Annotated in this window: 16 protein-coding genes; 11 read left to right on the forward strand and 5 right to left on the reverse strand. The window is 69.1% G+C overall.

Annotated elements, in window-relative coordinates; genetic code table 11:
• Positions 1-44 precede the first annotated feature (44 nt).
• The 5 genes from rsgA (at position 45) to aceE (ending at position 8,614) form a co-directional block, all read left to right on the forward strand.
• Entirely contained in the window at positions 45-1,100 is a 1,056-nt protein-coding gene (gene rsgA, locus ACVCL9_RS15445; protein WP_447097456.1) for a ribosome small subunit-dependent GTPase A, read from the forward strand.
• Positions 1,101-1,169: 69 nt separating this feature from the next.
• Entirely contained in the window at positions 1,170-2,441 is a 1,272-nt protein-coding gene (locus ACVCL9_RS15450; protein ID WP_447097455.1) for a flavohemoglobin expression-modulating QEGLA motif protein, read from the forward strand.
• A gap of 103 nt (positions 2,442-2,544) precedes the next feature.
• On the forward strand, positions 2,545-4,836 hold the full coding sequence (locus ACVCL9_RS15455) for an NADP-dependent malic enzyme (protein WP_447097454.1): 2,292 nt from the start codon (positions 2,545-2,547) through the stop codon (positions 4,834-4,836).
• A 34-nt stretch (positions 4,837-4,870) separates the two neighbouring features.
• The gene (locus ACVCL9_RS15460; RefSeq protein ID WP_447097453.1) at positions 4,871-5,737 is read left to right on the forward strand and encodes a class I SAM-dependent methyltransferase; all 867 of its coding nucleotides are present in this window, start codon (positions 4,871-4,873) and stop codon (positions 5,735-5,737) included.
• Between the two features lie 150 nt (positions 5,738-5,887).
• Positions 5,888-8,614: a pyruvate dehydrogenase (acetyl-transferring), homodimeric type gene (aceE, locus tag ACVCL9_RS15465; protein ID WP_447097452.1), complete on the forward strand. Its 2,727-nt coding sequence runs from the start codon at positions 5,888-5,890 to the stop codon at positions 8,612-8,614.
• Between the two features lie 54 nt (positions 8,615-8,668).
• Here aceE and ACVCL9_RS15470 read toward each other — a convergent pair whose 3' ends face one another.
• The 4 genes from ACVCL9_RS15470 to ACVCL9_RS15485 form a co-directional block, all read right to left on the reverse strand.
• Positions 8,669-10,267, reverse strand: coding sequence for an MFS transporter (locus ACVCL9_RS15470; RefSeq protein WP_447097451.1), 1,599 nt, complete (start codon positions 10,265-10,267; stop codon positions 8,669-8,671).
• A gap of 108 nt (positions 10,268-10,375) precedes the next feature.
• Complete coding sequence (locus ACVCL9_RS15475) at positions 10,376-10,717, reverse strand: hypothetical protein (protein ID WP_395121091.1); 342 nt, start codon at positions 10,715-10,717, stop codon at positions 10,376-10,378.
• A 91-nt stretch (positions 10,718-10,808) separates the two neighbouring features.
• Positions 10,809-11,480 carry a glutathione S-transferase family protein gene (locus ACVCL9_RS15480; RefSeq protein ID WP_447097450.1) on the reverse strand — a complete coding sequence of 224 codons (672 nt, stop codon included), beginning with the start codon at positions 11,478-11,480 and terminating at the stop codon, positions 10,809-10,811.
• A gap of 216 nt (positions 11,481-11,696) precedes the next feature.
• Positions 11,697-12,614 (reverse strand): arginine deiminase-related protein, encoded by a 918-nt coding sequence (locus tag ACVCL9_RS15485; RefSeq protein ID WP_447097449.1) that lies wholly within the window; start codon positions 12,612-12,614, stop codon positions 11,697-11,699.
• Positions 12,615-12,743: 129 nt separating this feature from the next.
• Between ACVCL9_RS15485 and ACVCL9_RS15490 the strand changes: the two genes are divergently transcribed.
• The 3 genes from ACVCL9_RS15490 (at position 12,744) to ACVCL9_RS15500 (ending at position 14,368) form a co-directional block, all read left to right on the forward strand.
• Positions 12,744-13,046: a DUF3247 family protein gene (locus ACVCL9_RS15490; RefSeq protein WP_395121096.1), complete on the forward strand. Its 303-nt coding sequence runs from the start codon at positions 12,744-12,746 to the stop codon at positions 13,044-13,046.
• 75 nt (positions 13,047-13,121) lie between these two features.
• Entirely contained in the window at positions 13,122-13,850 is a 729-nt protein-coding gene (locus ACVCL9_RS15495) for a hypothetical protein (protein ID WP_447097448.1), read from the forward strand.
• 68 nt (positions 13,851-13,918) lie between these two features.
• Positions 13,919-14,368, forward strand: coding sequence for a DUF6491 family protein (locus tag ACVCL9_RS15500; protein WP_447097447.1), 450 nt, complete (start codon positions 13,919-13,921; stop codon positions 14,366-14,368).
• A gap of 14 nt (positions 14,369-14,382) precedes the next feature.
• Here the strand turns inward: ACVCL9_RS15500 and ACVCL9_RS15505 are convergent, their stop codons facing one another.
• Entirely contained in the window at positions 14,383-14,799 is a 417-nt protein-coding gene (locus tag ACVCL9_RS15505) for a universal stress protein (protein WP_395121100.1), read from the reverse strand.
• Between the two features lie 228 nt (positions 14,800-15,027).
• Here ACVCL9_RS15505 and ACVCL9_RS15510 point away from each other — a divergent pair, with 228 nt between their 5' ends.
• The 3 genes from ACVCL9_RS15510 to ACVCL9_RS15520 all read left to right on the forward strand — a co-directional run bounded on the left by ACVCL9_RS15510 (position 15,028) and on the right by ACVCL9_RS15520 (position 16,673).
• Complete coding sequence (locus ACVCL9_RS15510; RefSeq protein ID WP_395121102.1) at positions 15,028-15,486, forward strand: hypothetical protein; 459 nt, start codon at positions 15,028-15,030, stop codon at positions 15,484-15,486.
• Positions 15,487-15,591: 105 nt separating this feature from the next.
• Positions 15,592-16,122 carry a peroxiredoxin gene (locus ACVCL9_RS15515; RefSeq protein ID WP_395121104.1) on the forward strand — a complete coding sequence of 177 codons (531 nt, stop codon included), beginning with the start codon at positions 15,592-15,594 and terminating at the stop codon, positions 16,120-16,122.
• Positions 16,122-16,673 carry a hypothetical protein gene (locus ACVCL9_RS15520; protein WP_395121105.1) on the forward strand — a complete coding sequence of 184 codons (552 nt, stop codon included), beginning with the start codon at positions 16,122-16,124 and terminating at the stop codon, positions 16,671-16,673. The genes ACVCL9_RS15515 and ACVCL9_RS15520 overlap by 1 nt, the downstream gene beginning before the upstream one ends.
• Positions 16,674-16,747: the final 74 nt, after the last annotated feature.

Raw genomic sequence — 16,747 nt, forward strand, 5'->3', positions numbered from 1 at the left:
CCGGGCAGGGCATAATCGCCCCACCATGCCAGGCAAGTCTCGCCATGAGTGATGTCGAAACGATCGAGCGGCTGCGGCATATCGGCTGGCGCGGCGACCGCCTGCCGGCCGGCGGCCTGCGCCTGGCGCGGGTGGTGGCGCAGCATCGCGCCGGTTATGAACTGCACGATGGCCACGCACTGTTCGGCGCGCAGCCGGACGGCCGCTTCCTCAAGCGCGGCATCGACCCCGCCGAGCGACCGGTGGTGGGCGATTTCGTGGAGGTGGCCGACGGCACGCCGCCGCACATCGTCAGCGTGGGAGCGCGCCGCAGCATGTTGTCGCGCGCCGCCGCGGGCGAGCGCTACGAGCGCCAGCTGATCGCCACCAATGTCGACTACGTGCTGGTGCTGACCGGGCTGGACGGCGACTTCAACCCCGCCCGCATCGAGCGCTACCTGTCGCTGACCGAAGGCTCCGGCGCGCAGCCGGTGGTGCTGCTGAGCAAGCTGGACAAGCACGAGGATGCGGCGGCGAAGGTCGCCGCGCTGCGCGCGCGCCTGCCGCAGGACACGCCGATCCATGCGCTCAACTGCAAGGACCCCGCCAGCGCGCAGGAGCTGGCGCGCTACCTGCAGCCGGGTGACAGCGCGGTGCTGGTGGGCTCCTCCGGCGCCGGCAAATCGACGTTGACGAATACCTTGTTCGGCACCGCGACCATGGCCACCGCCGCCGTGCGCAGCCACGACAGCCGCGGTCGCCACACCACCACCCACCGCGCGCTGCTGCAGTTGCCCTCGGGCGGTTGCCTGATCGACACCCCCGGCATGCGCGAGCTGAAACTGACCGGCGAGGAGCAGCTCGACCTGTTCGCCGACATCGAGGCGCTCGCCGAGCAGTGCCGCTTCGCCGATTGCGGCCACGGCAGCGAGCCCGGTTGCGCGGTGCAGGTGGCGCTGGACACCGGCGAGCTGAGCGCCGAGCGCTGGCGCAGTTACCTCAAGCTGCACGACGAGCGGGAGGAACAGGCTGCCACCCTCGAAGCGCGATTGCGCCGTCAGCGCGGCGGCCGCCCGCTGGAGCCGCCGCGCGGCCACCGCGTCAAGCGCGAGCGGGAGTAGTTCGATGGCGCGCGGGGGCAGCCCGGGAAGAATTCGCGCCGACGGTGCGCGGCGTGCCGGGGTCTCGCGATGAACGCGGCCATTGCACCGGAGCTGCAACGCTACGCGGCGCTGGACCAGCGCTTGCTGGCGGCGGTGCGCGGCATCCACATATTGCCCACGGTGGCGTGGCCCGCGTCGCTGGAAAACCGCATGATCGAGGCCTACGGCCAGGGCCGCTTCAGCCTGCCGGCGGTGTCCTACCAGGTGCCCGGGCTGGCGGCGGCGCGCACCGAACTGGCGGCGATCGAGACGGCGGCGGTGGAGGTCGGCGCGGGCGATCCGCTGGGCGAGTACCTGCGCCGCACCGCCGAGTCCTGGCAGGTCGCCGCGCAGATGCTCGAGGCGGTGGGTACGGCCGGCGTGACCGCGCCGTCGATCGCGCTGTACGGCAAGCCGGACGACCGCATCCCCGGCAGCCAGCGCAGCAACCTGGATGCCGCGCGCTATTTCGTCGAGCTGTCCGACGAACTGGGCGCCGACCTGCTCGCCGACGACGGCGGCGACATCGACGCGGAGGTGCTGCGCGCGGCGCTGGCCGAGACGCTGGATGTCTTCTTCGGCGACGGCACGATCCGCGTCGAGGTCGATCCCGAGCTCACCGCCAAGGCCGCCGCCGGCGCCACCCGCATCCGCCTGCGCGGCGGCGCCAGCTTCAGCCAGTACGACCACCACCAGTTGCTGGCGCACGAGGCCTTCGTGCATTCGCTGACCGCGCTGAACGGCCGGCGCCAGCCGTTGCTGGCGTCGCTGGGGCGCACCTCGCCGCGGGTCACCGCCACCCAGGAAGGGCTGGCGGTATTCGCCGAGCTGATGTCGGGGGCGATCGACATCGCCCGGCTGAAACGCATCAGCCTGCGCATCGTGGCGATCGACATGGCCCTGGGCGGCGCCGATTTCGTCGAGGTCTATCGCTACTTCCATGCGCGCGGGCAGAGCGTGGCCGACAGCTTCCATTCGGCGCAGCGGGTGTTCCGCGGCGTGCCGCCGGGCGGCGGCGCGGTGTTCGCCAAGGACAACGTCTACCTGTCCGGCCTGCTCACCGTGCACACGTTCTTCCGCTGGGCCCTGCGCCAGCGCCGGCTGGATCTGCTGCGCTATCTGTTCGCCGGCAAGCTGGCGCTGCACGACGTGATCAGCCTGCAGCCGCATTTCGCCTCCGGCGCGATCGTGCCGCCGCGCTGGCTGCCGCCATGGATGCAGCACGTGCACGGGCTGGCCGGAAAGCTGGCGTTCTCGGTGTTCATCAACGGCATCCACATGGATCGGGTGCGCGAGGACGACCTGCTGCCGGGCGCGTGAGGGCGCCGGGCGTGGGCCAGCGACGCAGGCCCAGGTGCTAACATTCTCGCCAGCCATCCGCGCTCGCGCGATGGCGCCCACTCACTGGAAAAAAGCCCCTCCCATGGCCCTCCCCGAAGAACTGCGCCTCGCCGCGCTGGAGTATCACCGTCATCCGCGGCCGGGCAAGATCAAGATCACCCCGACCACCGCCCTGCTGACCCAGCGCGACCTGTCGCTGGCGTATTCGCCGGGCGTGGCGGCGGCGTGCGACGCGATCGTCGAGGACCCCGCGACGGCGGCGGAGTACACCGTACGCTCCAACCTGGTGGCGGTGATCACCAACGGCACCGCGGTGCTTGGTCTGGGCGACATCGGGCCGCTGGCGGCCAAGCCGGTGATGGAAGGCAAGGGCATCCTGTTCCAGAAGTTCGCCGGCATCGACGTGTTCGACATCGAGATCGACGAGAACGACCCGGACAAGCTGGTCGAGATCATCGCCAGCCTGGAGCCCACCTTCGGCGGCATCAACCTGGAGGACATCAAGGCGCCGGAGTGCTTCATCGTCGAGCGCAAGCTGCGCGAGCGGATGAAGATCCCGGTGTTCCACGATGACCAGCACGGCACCGCGATCATCGTCGGCGCCGCCCTGGTCAATGCGCTGGAGGTGGTCGGCAAGAACATCGCGGACATCAAGCTCGCCACCACCGGCGCCGGTGCAGCCGGCATCGCCTGCCTCGACATGCTGGTGGCGCTGGGCGTGCGGCCGGAGAACATCCTCGCGTTCGACCGCGAGGGCGTGATCCACACCGGCCGCAGCAACCTCGACCCGGACAAGGCGCGCTACGCGCGCGACACGCCCAAGCGCAGCCTGGCCGAGATCGTGGCGGGGGCGGACGTGTTCCTGGGCCTGTCCGCCGGCGGCATCCTCAAGCCGGAGATGGTCGCCACGATGGCCGAGCGCCCGGTGATCCTGGCGCTGGCCAACCCGAACCCCGAGATCACCCCGGAAGACGCCAAGGCGGTGCGGCCGGACTGCATCATCGCCACCGGCCGTTCGGATTATCCGAACCAGGTCAACAACGCGCTGTGCTTCCCCTATATCTTCCGCGGTGCGCTGGACGTGGGCGCCACCGTGATCAACGAGGCGATGAAGACCGCCTGCGTGCGCGCCATCGCCGCGCTGGCACGCATGGAGGCCTCCGACCTGGGCAGTGCCTACGGCGGCGAGATCCCCTGTTTCGGCCCGGAATACCTGATCCCGCGTCCGTTCGACCGGCGCCTGCTGGTGATGCTGGCGCCCGCGGTGGCGCAGGCGGCGATGGATTCGGGCGTGGCCACCCGGCCGATCGTGGACATGGACGCCTACAAGGAGAAGCTCGGCCAGTTCATCTACCGCACCGGCCTGCTGATGAAGCCGGTGTACGAGCGCGCCCGCGCCGATCCCAAGCGGGTGGTATACGCCGAGGGCGAGGAGGAGATCGTGCTGCGCGCGGTGCAGACGGTGATCGACGAGCGCATCGCGCGGCCGATCCTGATCGGCCGCCCGGACGTGATCGACACGCGCATCCAGCGGCTGGGCCTGCGCATGCGCGCCGGCGTGGATTTCGAGCTGACCAACATCCACGACGACCCGCGCTTCAACGACTACTGGCAGCAGTACCACGCCATGACCGAACGGCGCGGGGTCAGCCCGGCGGCGGCGAAGAACCTGCTGCGCTCGCGGCCGACCCTGATCGCCGCGATGATGGTCGAACGCGGCGAGGCGGACGCCATGATCTGCGGCATCGTGGGTCGCTACCACAAGAAACTCGGCTACCTGCGCAGCGTGTTCGGGCTCGACCCCGGCGTGTCGTGCACCTCGGCGATGAGCGGCGTGATCAACGACAAGGGTGCGTGGTTCTTCCTCGACACCCACGTGCAGGTCGATCCCACCGCCGAGCAGATCGCCGAGGCGACGCTGCAGGCCTGCTACCGGCTGAAGAACTTCGGCATCGAGCCCAAGGTGGCGCTGCTCTCGCACTCCAACTACGGCAGCCACGACAACCCCAGCGCGGCGAAGATGCGCAAGGCCTGGCAGATCCTCAAGGCGCGCGCGCCCAAGCTGGACATGGACGGCGAGATGCAGGCCGACACCGCCTGGGACGAGGCGCTGCGCCTGCGCATGTTCCCGCACACCACGCTCAGCGGCCGCGCCAACCTGTTCGTGATGCCGAACCTGGACGCGGCCAACATCGCCTACAACATCGTGCGGGTGATGACCGACGGCGTCTCGATCGGGCCGATCCTGATGGGCGTCAACCGCTCCGCGCACATCCTCACGCCAGCCTCCACCGTGCGCCGCATCGTCAACATGACCGCGGTGGCCGCGGTCGATGCACAGATCCGCGCCGCGCAGGGCAGCCGGCGCGGTTGATCGGAACACACCACCACCGGCAGGGACGCAGCGCATGGCACGCAGTTCGATGGACGGCATGATGGGGCAACTGCGCCAGATGGCGAAACGCATCGCGCCGTTGTACTGGCTCGTCGGTGCCGCGAGGTACGCGCAGTTCCGCCTGCGGTTGGCGCGGGCGAACCGGGTGGACCCCGGCGTGCCGGCGCTGGGCCTGCCGCCGCCCATGCTGCGCTACCGGGTGCATCGGGCTTTCGATTCGGCCAGCTACCTGGCCAATGGCCGCCGCATCGCGCGCTGCCTGCTTGACACGCTGGCCGCGCACGGTGTGCGGCCGGAGCACCTGGTCGTGCTGGACTTTGCCTGCGGGCCGGGCCGGGTCATCGGCGAATTGGCGGCTGCCGCCAGCTCCTGCGAAATGCACGGCTCGGACATCGACGTGGAGGCCATCGACTGGGCGCGGGAAAACCTCTCCGCCGTGGCCCGGTTCGCGATCAACACCCCGGCCACGCCGACGGCTTATGCCGGCGGGATGTTCGACGTCATCTACAGCGTGTCGCTGTTCACCCACCTCGATGCGCCGGCGCAGGACGAGTGGCTCGCCGAAATGGCGCGGCTGCTGAAGCCCGGTGGCCTGCTGCTGGCCACCACCCACGGCCGTTCCGCCACCGGCAGCTGCACCGCGGAGGAACTCGCCGCGCTGGCGCTTGACGGGTTTGTCTATCGCACCGACCGCAAGGGTCGTTTCAAGGTCGACGGCCTGCCCGATTTCTACCAGACGACCTTCCACACCGTGGACTATGTACGCCGGCACTGGGCACGCCATCTCGCCGTGGTCGAGCACATCGAAGGCGGCCTGAACGGCAACCAGGACATCGTCGTGCTGCGCAAGCCCGTGCCGCAGCTCGTGCAAGCCGGATAGCCGTCCCTCTCCCGCCGGAAACCGTCTTCGTCGGTGCCGGCGCCATTGGCAGGTATCCGGGCAAACAACTAAACTCATGTGTTGTCGCGCCGCGGCCCCGGCGGCGCGAACCTTTTGCAGGCACACCCCACGGTGCCGTGGAGAACCCCGATGGACCAGCTCGACGAAATCCTGGACCAGGATCTTGACCCCACCGAAACCCGCGAGTGGATCGATTCGCTCGATGCGGTGATCCAGCACGACGGTACCGAGCGCGCGCATTACCTGCTGGAGAAGATGGTCGACACCACCCGTCGCTCGGGTGGCTACCTGCCGTTCAACCCGACCACCGAATACGTCAACACGATCCCGCCCGGGATGGAGGCCAAGAGCCCCGGCGATGCGGCGATGGAGTGGCGCATCCGCTGCCTGATCCGCTGGAACGCGATGGCGATGGTGGTGCGCGCCAACCGCCGGCCCGGTTCGCTGGGCGGCCACATCGCCAGCTTCGCCTCCTCGGCCACGCTGTACGACGTGGGCTTCAACCATTTCTGGCGTGCCCCCAGCGCCGACCACCCCGGCGACTTGATCGGCTACCAGGGCCACATCAGCCCTGGCATCTATGCGCGCTCCTTCCTCGAAGGCCGCATCGGCGAGGAGCGGCTCGACCTGTTCCGCGCCGACGTGGTCGGCGGCGAGCAGTCGCTCACCTCCTATCCACACCCGTGGCTGATGCCGGACTACTGGCAGGTGCCCACCGTGTCGATGGGGCTGGGTCCGATCCAGGCGATCTACCAGGCGCAGTTCTTCCGCTACCTGGAGAACCGCGGCCTGATACCCAAGACCGACCGCAAGATATGGTGCTTCCTCGGCGACGGCGAAGTGGACGAGCCGGAATCGCTGGGCGCGATCTCGCTGGCCGGCCGCGAAGGCCTGGACAACCTGATCTTCGTGATCAACTGCAACCTGCAGCGGCTGGACGGCCCGGTGCGCGGCAACGGCAAGATCATCCAGGAGCTGGAGGGCGTGTTCCGCGGCGCCGGCTGGAACGCCATCAAGGTGATCTGGGGCAGCTACTGGGATGCGCTGCTGGCGCGCGACAAGGACGGCACGCTGCGCAAGCTGATGATGGAAACCGTGGACGGCGAATACCAGGCCTGCAAGGCCTTCGGCGGCGCCTACACGCGCGAGCATTTCTTCGGCAAGTACCCGCAGACCCGCGAGATGGTGGCCAACTTCAGCGATGACGACGTCTGGCGCCTGAATCGCGGCGGCCATGATCCGCACAAGGTCTACGCCGCCTACCACGCGGCGGTGAACACCAAGGGCATGCCCACGGTGATCCTGGCCAAGACGGTGAAGGGTTACGGCATGGGCATCGGCTCGGGCGAGGCGGAGAACCCCACCCATCAGCAGAAGAAGATGACCGGCGATGCCGTGCGCACGTTCCGCGATCGTTTCCAGATTCCGGTGCCCGACGACAAGCTGGACAGCGTGCCGTACTACCACCCCGGCCCGAACTCGCCGGAGGTGGAATACATGCTGGAACGCCGTCGCGCGCTGGGCGGCTTCCTGCCGCAGCGCCGCCGCCGCACCGACGTGCCGTGCAAGGCGCCGGAGTTGTCCGCGTTCGAGCAGATCACCAAGGGCAGCGGCGAGCGCGAGATCTCCAACACCATGGCGCTGGTGCGCGGCATGAACCTGTTGCTGCGCGACAAGCAGCTCGGCCCGCGCGTGGTGCCGATCGTGGCCGACGAGGCGCGCACCTTCGGCATGGAGGGCATGTTCCGGCAGATCGGCATCTACGCGCCGTTCGGCCAGAAGTATCGTCCGCAGGATGCCGACCAGCTGCTGTACTACCGCGAGGCGCAGGACGGCCAGGTGCTGCAGGAAGGCATCTCCGAGGCTGGCGGCGTGTCGGCGTGGATCGCGGCGGGCACCAGCTATTCGCTGTCCAACCAGCCGATGCTGCCGTTCTTCATCTACTACTCGTTCTTCGGCTTCCGGCGCATCGGCGACCTGATCTGGGCCGCTGGCGACCAGCGCGCGCGCGGCTTCCTGGTCGGCGCCACCGCCGGCGCCAGTTTCCCCGGCGAAGGCCTGCAGCATTCGGACTGTGCCTCGCACCTGATGGCAGGCACCTTCCCCAACTGCCGCGCCTACGACCCGACCTGGTCGTACGAGGTGGCGGTGTTGCTGCACCACGGCGTCAAGGAGATGTACGAAGAGCAGCAGGACGTCTTCTATTACATCACCACCACCAACGAGAACTATGTCCACCCGGACATGCCCGAGGGCTGCTACGACGGCATCGTCAAGGGCATGTATCTGTTCCGGGACTCGGGATTGGGGAATCGGGATTCAGGCAAGGGCAAGAGCAAGGGCAAGACCGGCGCGCCGTGCGTGCAGCTGATGGCGGCGGGCGGTTCGCTGATCGAGGCGATTGCGGCGGCCGAGCTGCTGGATGCCGACTTCGGCGTGAAGGCCGACATCTGGTCCTGCCCCAGCTTCAGCGAACTATCGCGCGACGGCTTCGACTGCGAGCGCTGGAACCGCCTGCATCCGGAAGCGAAGCAGCGCGTGCCGCACGTCACCGCCAACCTGGCCGGGCGCGACGGCCCGGTGATCGCCGCCAGCGAATACGTGCGCGGCATGGTCGACCAGGTGCGCGCCTTCATGCCCGAGGGTCGCTCGTTCACCGCGCTGGGCGCCGACGGTTACGGCCGCTCCGACACCCGCGAGCACCTGCGCGAGTTCTTCGAGATCAGCCGCTACTGGATCGCCCACGCCGCGCTGGCCGCGCTGGCGAAGGAAGGCAAGGTCAACGCCAAGGACGTCAGCCGCGCGATCAAGGAGTACAAGCTCGACCCGGACAAGCCCAACCCGCTGACCGTCTGAGCCGGGTCGCCGCGATCGGAAAAGCCGCCCTCCGGGGCGGCTTTTCGCTGCCTGTCACTCCGCCGACAGAGCCTGCTGGATCGCTTCCAGTCCATGCCCGCGGGTCTCGATGCCGCGGCGGGCGAGCATCCATGCCGCCAGCCCCATCGGCAGGGCGATCAGCAGCGCCGACAGCACGAAGTGCCCGAACAGGCCGGACACGCCCAGCAGCGCGCCCAAGATGCCGCCGAACTTCGAGCCGCCGGCGATCAGTCCGGCGCCGGTGCTGCGCAGGTGCACCGGGTAGATCTCCGCCGCGTACGGGATCAGCGTGGCGATCACCCCGCTGATGCTCAGCAACAGCAGCACCGTGGCGGTGGTGGTCAGCGCCGGCGAGCGCAGCTGCATGGCGCCGATCGCGCAGAACAGCAACAGTGCGGCGGCGGTCAGGGCGATGAACAGCACCAGCGTGCGGATGCTGCTCCAGCGCTGATAGCCCCACACCACCAGGGCGATGCCGGGCAAGGCGAGCAGCGCCGAGCGCGCCAGCAACGCCGCGCTGGCCTGCGCATCGACGCCCAGCGTGACCAGGTTCGCCGGCAGCCACAGCAGGAAACCGAAGTTGGCCAGACCCCAGGCCACCGCGCAGGTCAGCAGCCCCCAGGTGATCGCGGCGTGGCGGCCGCGCAGCAGCGCGCGCATGCCGAGGCGCGCCGCATGGGCCGGCGCGATGACCGCCCCGGTATCGAGGTGGACCGGCGCCGCCTGCCCGGAGAAGCGCTGCAGCACCGCGCGCGCCTGCTCCTCCAGGCCACTCAGGGCGAGGAAGCGCGGCGACTCCGGAATGTAGCGGTTGAGCAGCACGATCAGCGCGCCGGTGGGCAGGTTCAGCAGCCACAGCGAGCGCCAGCTGTAGGTCGGCTCGAAGAGGGTCGCCGCGCCGGAGGCGAGCAGGTAGCCGGCCGAAGTGCCGACGCCGCCCAGCGCCACCAGCAGCCAACCGCGGTGCCGCGTGGGGATGGTCTCGGCCATCAGGGTGAAGGTGATCGGCAACATGCCGCCGGCAGCGGCGCCCATCATGAAGCACATCACCAGGTTGCCGCCGAACGCCGGCATCGCGCCGCAGATGGCCGTGCCCATGAACATCAGCGCCGACAGCAGGATCGCCGCGCGGCGGCCGAACAGATCGCCCAGCCGGCCCCATACCACCGAGCCGACCACGGTGCCGGTCAGCGCCGACAAGGCCAGGAAGCCCGCGGTGGAACCGCTGATGCCGTACTCGGCCGCCATGCCCGGCATCGCGAAGCCGATCGTGGCCGGCTTCATCACGTCCACCGCCAGCGCGACGGTGAGCACGCCGACCAGCTTCCAGTGCTCGCGGTTGAGCGGCACGTTGTCGGCGACGTGGAACGACACCGCGCCGCGATCCGGATGGGCGGTGCGGCGCATCTGCTCCATCCGCGGCATCAGCCCGTAGGCCGCCAGCAGCACGCCCAGCGGCACCAGCGCCATGCCGGCGAGCATCAGGCCGTCCATCGGCATGCCGGCGAGCCGGTAGTGCATCGGCGCGGCCATCGCCAGCATCGGCAGATGCGCCAGCACGCCGGCGATCACCGCGGCACAGCCAAGCCAGAATGCGACCGGGTGATGGAAAGTGAGATCGGTGCGAGCCATGCGACGACCGCCGGAAGGGCAAGTCGCAGCTTAGCAGCGACTCGGCGGCATGCCGCCACGACGCCGGCCATTACCGGTGCCGGGGCGGCTTGCGCGTGGTTCAGTGGTTCATTCGTCGTCGCTGCGGAATGCGCGACGCAACAGCAGGAACGCGCCGATGGTGCCGGCGATGATCGCGACCGTGGCCACCGGATGCCGCTGCACCTGGCGGCGTGCGCGGCGATAGCGGTAGTTCGCCTCGTCGGCGAGATCGCCGGCGACGCGCGTCAATTGCCGCCGGTAGTCGCTGCCGCGGTCGGAGAAGCGGTCGCGGATGCGCTGGCCGTGCCGGAACAGGCCACGCATCGCGCTGCCAGCGCCGTCGGCGTATTCGTGCGCACGGTCGCCGGCACGCTCGGCGGCGACCTCCGCGGCATCGCGAAGATGCTGCTCGATTTCCCGGTGATGCATGGCGGTCTCCTTCAGGTACAGCGGGAACGCCAATCTGCCTGTGGCGCCGTGACCACCGCGTAAAACCAGGTCGCCGTGACCATCGCGCCGTTCAGCCGCCGAGCCGATACTCGCCGCCGCGCTGCAGCGCGCGCTGGTAGGCGGGCCGCGCATGGATGCGCTGCAGGAAGGCGGACAGCCGCGGATGACGTGCATCCAGTCCGCCGCGCGCAGCGAAGGCTTCCAGCGGAAAACTCAGCTGGATGTCCGCCACGCTGAAGCGGTCGCCGACGAACCAGTCGCGCTGGCCCAGCTCGCCTTCCATGTAGTCGAGATGGAGTTTCAGTTGCGGATCGACGAAACCGCGCTGCGCCGTACGCGCGATGCGCTTCGCCACCGGCCTGGCGTAGAACGGCATCGGCGCCGCCTCGACGCGCCGGAACACCAGCTTGAGCAGCAGCGGCGGCATCGCCGACCCTTCGGCGTAATGCAGCCAGTAGTTGCAGCGCAGCCGTTCGGGCGTGCCGTGCGCGGGAATCAGCGTGCCGGCGCCGTGGCGATCGGCCAGGTACTCGACGATCGCGCCGGATTCGGCCAGCGTGAGTTCGCCGTCCGTGATGACGGGCGACTTGCCCAGCGGGTGCACCGCGCGCAGCTCCGCCGGGGCCAGCATGGTCCCGGGATCGCGCAGGTAACGCTTGATCTCGTATGGCAGGCCGAGCTCTTCCAGCAGCCACAGGATGCGCTGCGAGCGCGAGTTGTCGAGATGATGGACGGTGATCACCCGTGCATCAGAACGTACCGCACCGCCAGCTGCAAGCTCGGGGTTCCGGCACCGCGATCCGCGACAGCCCCGACCCCCCGCGTTCGTCGGATGCCTCCACCGTCACCACGTACGTCGCGCCCTTGTTCAGTGCGTGCAATTCCAGCCGCGTCGGCGGGCCCGCGAAGCGCTGATTCGTCTGGTGCTGGCGATCCGCGGAGATCTCCCGGCTCGCGATCAGTAGATCTCGCCCACGCAGCAGCGCAGGCTGCCGCCGGCCTTCTCGATCTCGCCCAGTTCCACTGCGCCGATGGTGAAGCCGTAACCGGCCAGCGCCGCGCGCTGTGCGCCGGTGAGCGAGGCGGCGGCGCGGGCGCTCATCCACACGCGCTCGTCGGAGAGCGTGATGGCGTTGCCGGCGAACGCCTGCTTCTGTGCCGGCGTCAGCCAGATCGCGCGATCGCCATACGCCGTGGCGATCGCCTGTGCCGCGGCCGGATCGCGGAAGCCATCGGCCGCGATGATCGCCGCGCGGCTGGCGAGCAGAGTCAGCAACACGTTGGTGTGGTATTCGGCGTCGGCCAGCTCGAAACAGTAGGTCAGGCGCAAGTCGAAAGCCTTGTGCATGGCTTGCGCGCCAGCCATGTCGCAGCGTTCGCTGAGGCCGCAGTAGCCGACGCCGCGGGCGCGGTCGATGACCAGCGAGCCGGTCAGTTCGGCGACCAGGCCCTCGCAGCCGGACAGGTCGATCTCGTCATAGCCCAGCACCTCGCCGAAGAAGGCGCGGATGTCGTGGCGTTCGGCCTCGCGCTGGCGCACCGGATGGCGCATGCGGCCGACGATCAGCCGCCCCGGCGCGGTGGCGAACACATTGTTGGGGAACACCGCGTCAGGGGTTGCCGGATCGCCGGGGAAGGTGATCACCGGCAGATCCGCGCGCAGTGCCTGCGCCAGCGCTCCGTGCTGGGCCAGCGCCTTGAGCGGGTCGACCGCCAGGTTCATGTCCATGTAGCGGTTGTCGCGTGCCGATTCCGCCGCCAGGGCGAACTCTGCCGGGGCCACCAGATAGGCGGCGCGCGCCGTGGCGGCGGCGCCGTCCCGTGGCGCGAGTGTGGCGAAGGCGTGCAGGAATTCGCTGGGCGACGTGGTGATCAACGGGACGGCTCCATGGGTTCTCGCGGGCTGGCAGCATATCCGTTCCCGTCCCCGGGCGCGCTTCGTTGACGCGCCCTTGCCGCGGACGCGGATAGGGTCGGGCTTCCACTGGTCAGTGAGGGCTGTCGCATGGGCCAAAACGCACCCAGCGTCCTCGTCCGCGAGGACGACATCGATCGACTGGAGGCACTGGTGCACCAGCTGCCTGCCAATGGCCACGTGGTGCTGTTGCTGAGCGATGGCAGCAGTTGCGACGGCGTGGTCAGCATGCGGCCCAGCGTGCAGGTGTTTCGCGACCCGCAGGGCCGCGAAGGCATCAACGCCGAGGTGCAGCTGGAGCGCCCGGATGTTCCGACGTGGCACCAGCGGGTATGGCTGGATCGGATCAGGCGGGTGGAGCACGTCGATTCGATCATGGCCAGCGAGAGCTGAAAGCATCCCGCGCGGTTGCACCGCGACCGCGGATCGTTCCAAGCTAGCCGCTGCCCTTCGCCTGGTATGCCGTCGATGAATCGCGTCCTGCTCCGTTGTGCCCCGCTGGCTTTCTGCGCCGTGCTGCTCGCCGGCTGTTCGCAAGGCCCGGGCACGCCCGAGCTCACCGCGCAGCAGCAGAAAGCCGCAGCCGACGCCGCCACCGCGGCGCGCAACCTCGACACCTATCGCCAATTGCTGAAACTGCACAACGACGAGATGGTGGTGACGATGGGCAAGGACATCGTGCAACGCTTCCCGCACAGCGATGCGGCGAAGGAAGTGATGCAGACGTTGCCCGCGATCGAGAAGCGCTACAAGGAAAACAGCGAAAAGAACCGGCTGGCCGCGCTGTGGACCTACCAGGTCGCGCCGATGGCCGGCGGCACGCAATCGACCGCCAGCATCTACAGCCAGGGCGACGACGGCGAGCCGGTGCGGCTGGTGCTGCGCCGGCATACCAGCTGGGGCCAGAGTGCCTTCCTCTATGGCAGCAAGCCCGGCTTCGTGTGCCGCGGCAACTGCACCATCACCGGCCAGGCCGACGGCAAGCCGGTGCGGATCAAGGCATTCGCCCCCGACGGCGGCGAACCGGCGCTGATGATCCGCGACGACAAGGCCTTCATCGCGCTGCTGGAGAAGACCCGCAAGCTGCAGCTGGACGTCACCCAGGTGGAGGGCACCAGGGATCGTCACCTGGTCTACGAAGTCGGCGGTTTCGACCCTGCCAGGTGGCAGCCGGTGCGCAAGGCGGGCAAGCGCTGAGCGTCGCGCGGTACACGTCACCGCGGGTTGGCGCGTTGTCCGTGATGTCTTTCCGTGGAGGATTCGCCATGTCCACTGTTCGTTCCTGCCTCGTTTTCGCGCTGGTTGCCGTGCTGGCCGCCTGCTCCAGCGTGCCCCTGGCGCAGCGCGAACGGCAGCGCGAGGCGGCATACGCCAGCGCGGCCGGTGCGCCGGTGCGCAGTTTCCATTTCTTCACCCTGTGGTCGTGGGAGCCGCTCGGCGACCACCAGGTGGTGGTCTACACCCGGCCGAGTCAGGCCTGGCTGCTCGACCTCGACGGCCCCTGCCAGAACCTGCCGTTCACGCAGGCGATCGGCCTTACCTCCAGTTCCGGCACCGTGTTCAGCCGCTTCGACAAGGTGCTGACCGGCGGGCCGTACGCGCCCTGCGTGATCTCGCAGATCCGGCCGATCGACGTCAGGCAACTGCACATCGCGCAGGAGGCGCAGCGCCAGATCGACGCCAAACCGCGCGAGACGCCGGCGGCCGACCACTGAGAAAACCGCTGCCGTCAGCGCACGATCGTCACCGGCACGTGCGCGCGCGCCAGCACGTTGCCCGAAACCGAGCCCAGCAGCCAGCGCGCCAGTGCACCGCGTTCGGTGTGGCCGATCACGATGTGATCCACGCCGTGCTCGTCGACCTGGCTGAGCAGCACGTCGCCGGGGCTGCCGTGGGTCAGCTCGATGTCCACCAGCTGGGCCGAGTCCGGCACGATCGTGGCCAGTTCGGCCAGCAGTTCCTGCGCACGCTGGGTGCCGGAGTCGGCCATCATCAGCGCGCAGGCGTCGGCGCCGCCTTCGCTGACCTGCAGCACCCACACCACGCGCACGCGGCCGCCGGTGCAGCGGGCCAGCTCGACCGCGAACCGGAATGCCCGTTGCGACGCATCCGAGCCGTCGTAACCCACCAGGGAATACTTGATCATCTCGATCTCCTTGCGCTGCGAGGCCCACCCTACGGCGAGCGCACGCCGCGAGGCAACCGTCACGCCGCAGTGCGCCTGCAGATGAACGGTGGTTCATGACCCTGCACGCGATTGTCACGCCGCGATGCACACGATTCGCACGTCGTTGCCGCAGCGCAACGAGCGGGCGGCCGCCGTGGCCAGAGTTCGGTGCCGCCTTCCATCCCTGCATTACAAGGAGCAAAGTCCATGATCAAGTCCACCTTTGGAATGGCCGCCCTGGTGCTGGCCTGCGCCGGCGCGATGACCGTGCTGCCGGCCGGCAACGCCCATGCCGCCGACGCCAGCGTGAAATGCGACATGGTCTACAACCTGTCCGGCTGGTCGTTGCTGTACAAGCACGCCGAAGGCACCGGCAGCGTCACCTGTGACAACGGCCAGCACGCCAACGTCAAGATCACCGTGGTCGGCGGCGGTCTCACCGCGGGCAAGTACCGCATCAACAACGGCAAGGGCGAGATCAGCAACGTGCACGGCATCGCCGATGTCTTTGGCGACTACGCCCAGGCCGGCGCCGAGGCCGGCGTGGTGAAGAGCTCGCAGGCGCAGGTGCTGACCAAGGGCACCGTTTCGCTGGCGCTGGCCGGTACCGGCGAGGGCGTCAACCTGGGCGTCTCGGTGGGCAAGTTCACCATCAGTCGTCCCTGATCGTTTCCGCCAGGAAAGCCGCGAGGGCGCCCGTCGGGCGCCTTCGCCTTTTCAGCGGCGCTACACTGCGCAGGTCGCCCCGTTTTTCGTCGTGGAGAAACCGCCATGCGCCGCCTCGCCCGCCTCGTCATCCTGTCGCTGTTGTGCGCATTCGCGGCTCCGGTGTTTGCCGCCGGCCCGCAGGTCGGCCAGGCCGCCCCGGCGTTTCGCCTGCAGGACCAGGCCGGCCATTGGCGCAGCCCGGCCGACTACCACGGCCACTGGCTGGTGCTGTACTTCTATCCCAAGGATTTCACCCCCGGCTGCACCACCGAGGTATGCACTTTCCGCGACGACATCGCCAAGCTGCGCCAGGCCGGTGCCGACGTGGTCGGCGTGAGCCTGGATGACGTCAAGTCCCACGCCGAGTTCGCCGAGAAATACCACGTGCCATTCCCGCTGCTGTCCGACGCCGAGCGCACGGTCGCCACCGCCTATGGCGTGCTTACCTCGCGCATGGGCATGCACTACGCCAGGCGCACCACCTTCCTGATCGATCCGCAGGGCCACATCGCCAAGGTCTACACCGACGTCGACCCGGAGAAGAACTCCGCCCAGGTGCTGGCCGATCTGGCCACGCTGAAGGCGGCTTCCTGATGCCGGTGGCGATGCGCGCGGAGCCGCTGTCGCGCGGTCGCCGGTTCATGCTGTGGCGTGTGCTGGTGTGGCTGTTGCTGCTGCTGGCGGCGTTCGGTTGCGTGCAGTATCTCAGCCACGCGCAACTGCTGTGGAGCCAGCGCCACGCCTACGCCGCCGACAGCGCCGCCCTGCGCACGCTGCACCGGCTGCTGGCCTGGGATATCGCCTACCTGCTGGCCGCTTTCACGCTTATCGTGCTGTGCGCCGGCTGCATCCTGCGCCAGGCCTGGGCGCGCCCGGCGATGCGCGTGGCCGCCGCGGTGCTGGCGCTGTGGATGCTGGCCAGCGGCGGCGCCATGCTGGCGCAATGGCCGCAGCTGCTGCAGGCCAGCCGCGACGCCCTGGGCCAACTGCACGACCAGGCCGCCCTGCAACAAGCCGTGCTGCACGCGCGCCGCAGCTACCTGCTGGCGCTGGTGCTGAAAGGCCTCGCCGTGCCGGTGCTGCTGTGGCTGAGCTGGCGGCTAGGCACGCCGGCGGTGCGCATGCAGTTTCACGCGCGGCGCTGAGAAGTCCGGCTGCGCAAAAGCCACGGAAGCATCTTCGGGCGGAACAGGCTGCCCGACAGCCAGGGGGAGAAACA

This window comes from Rhodanobacter sp. UC4438_H5, assembly GCF_052978405.1.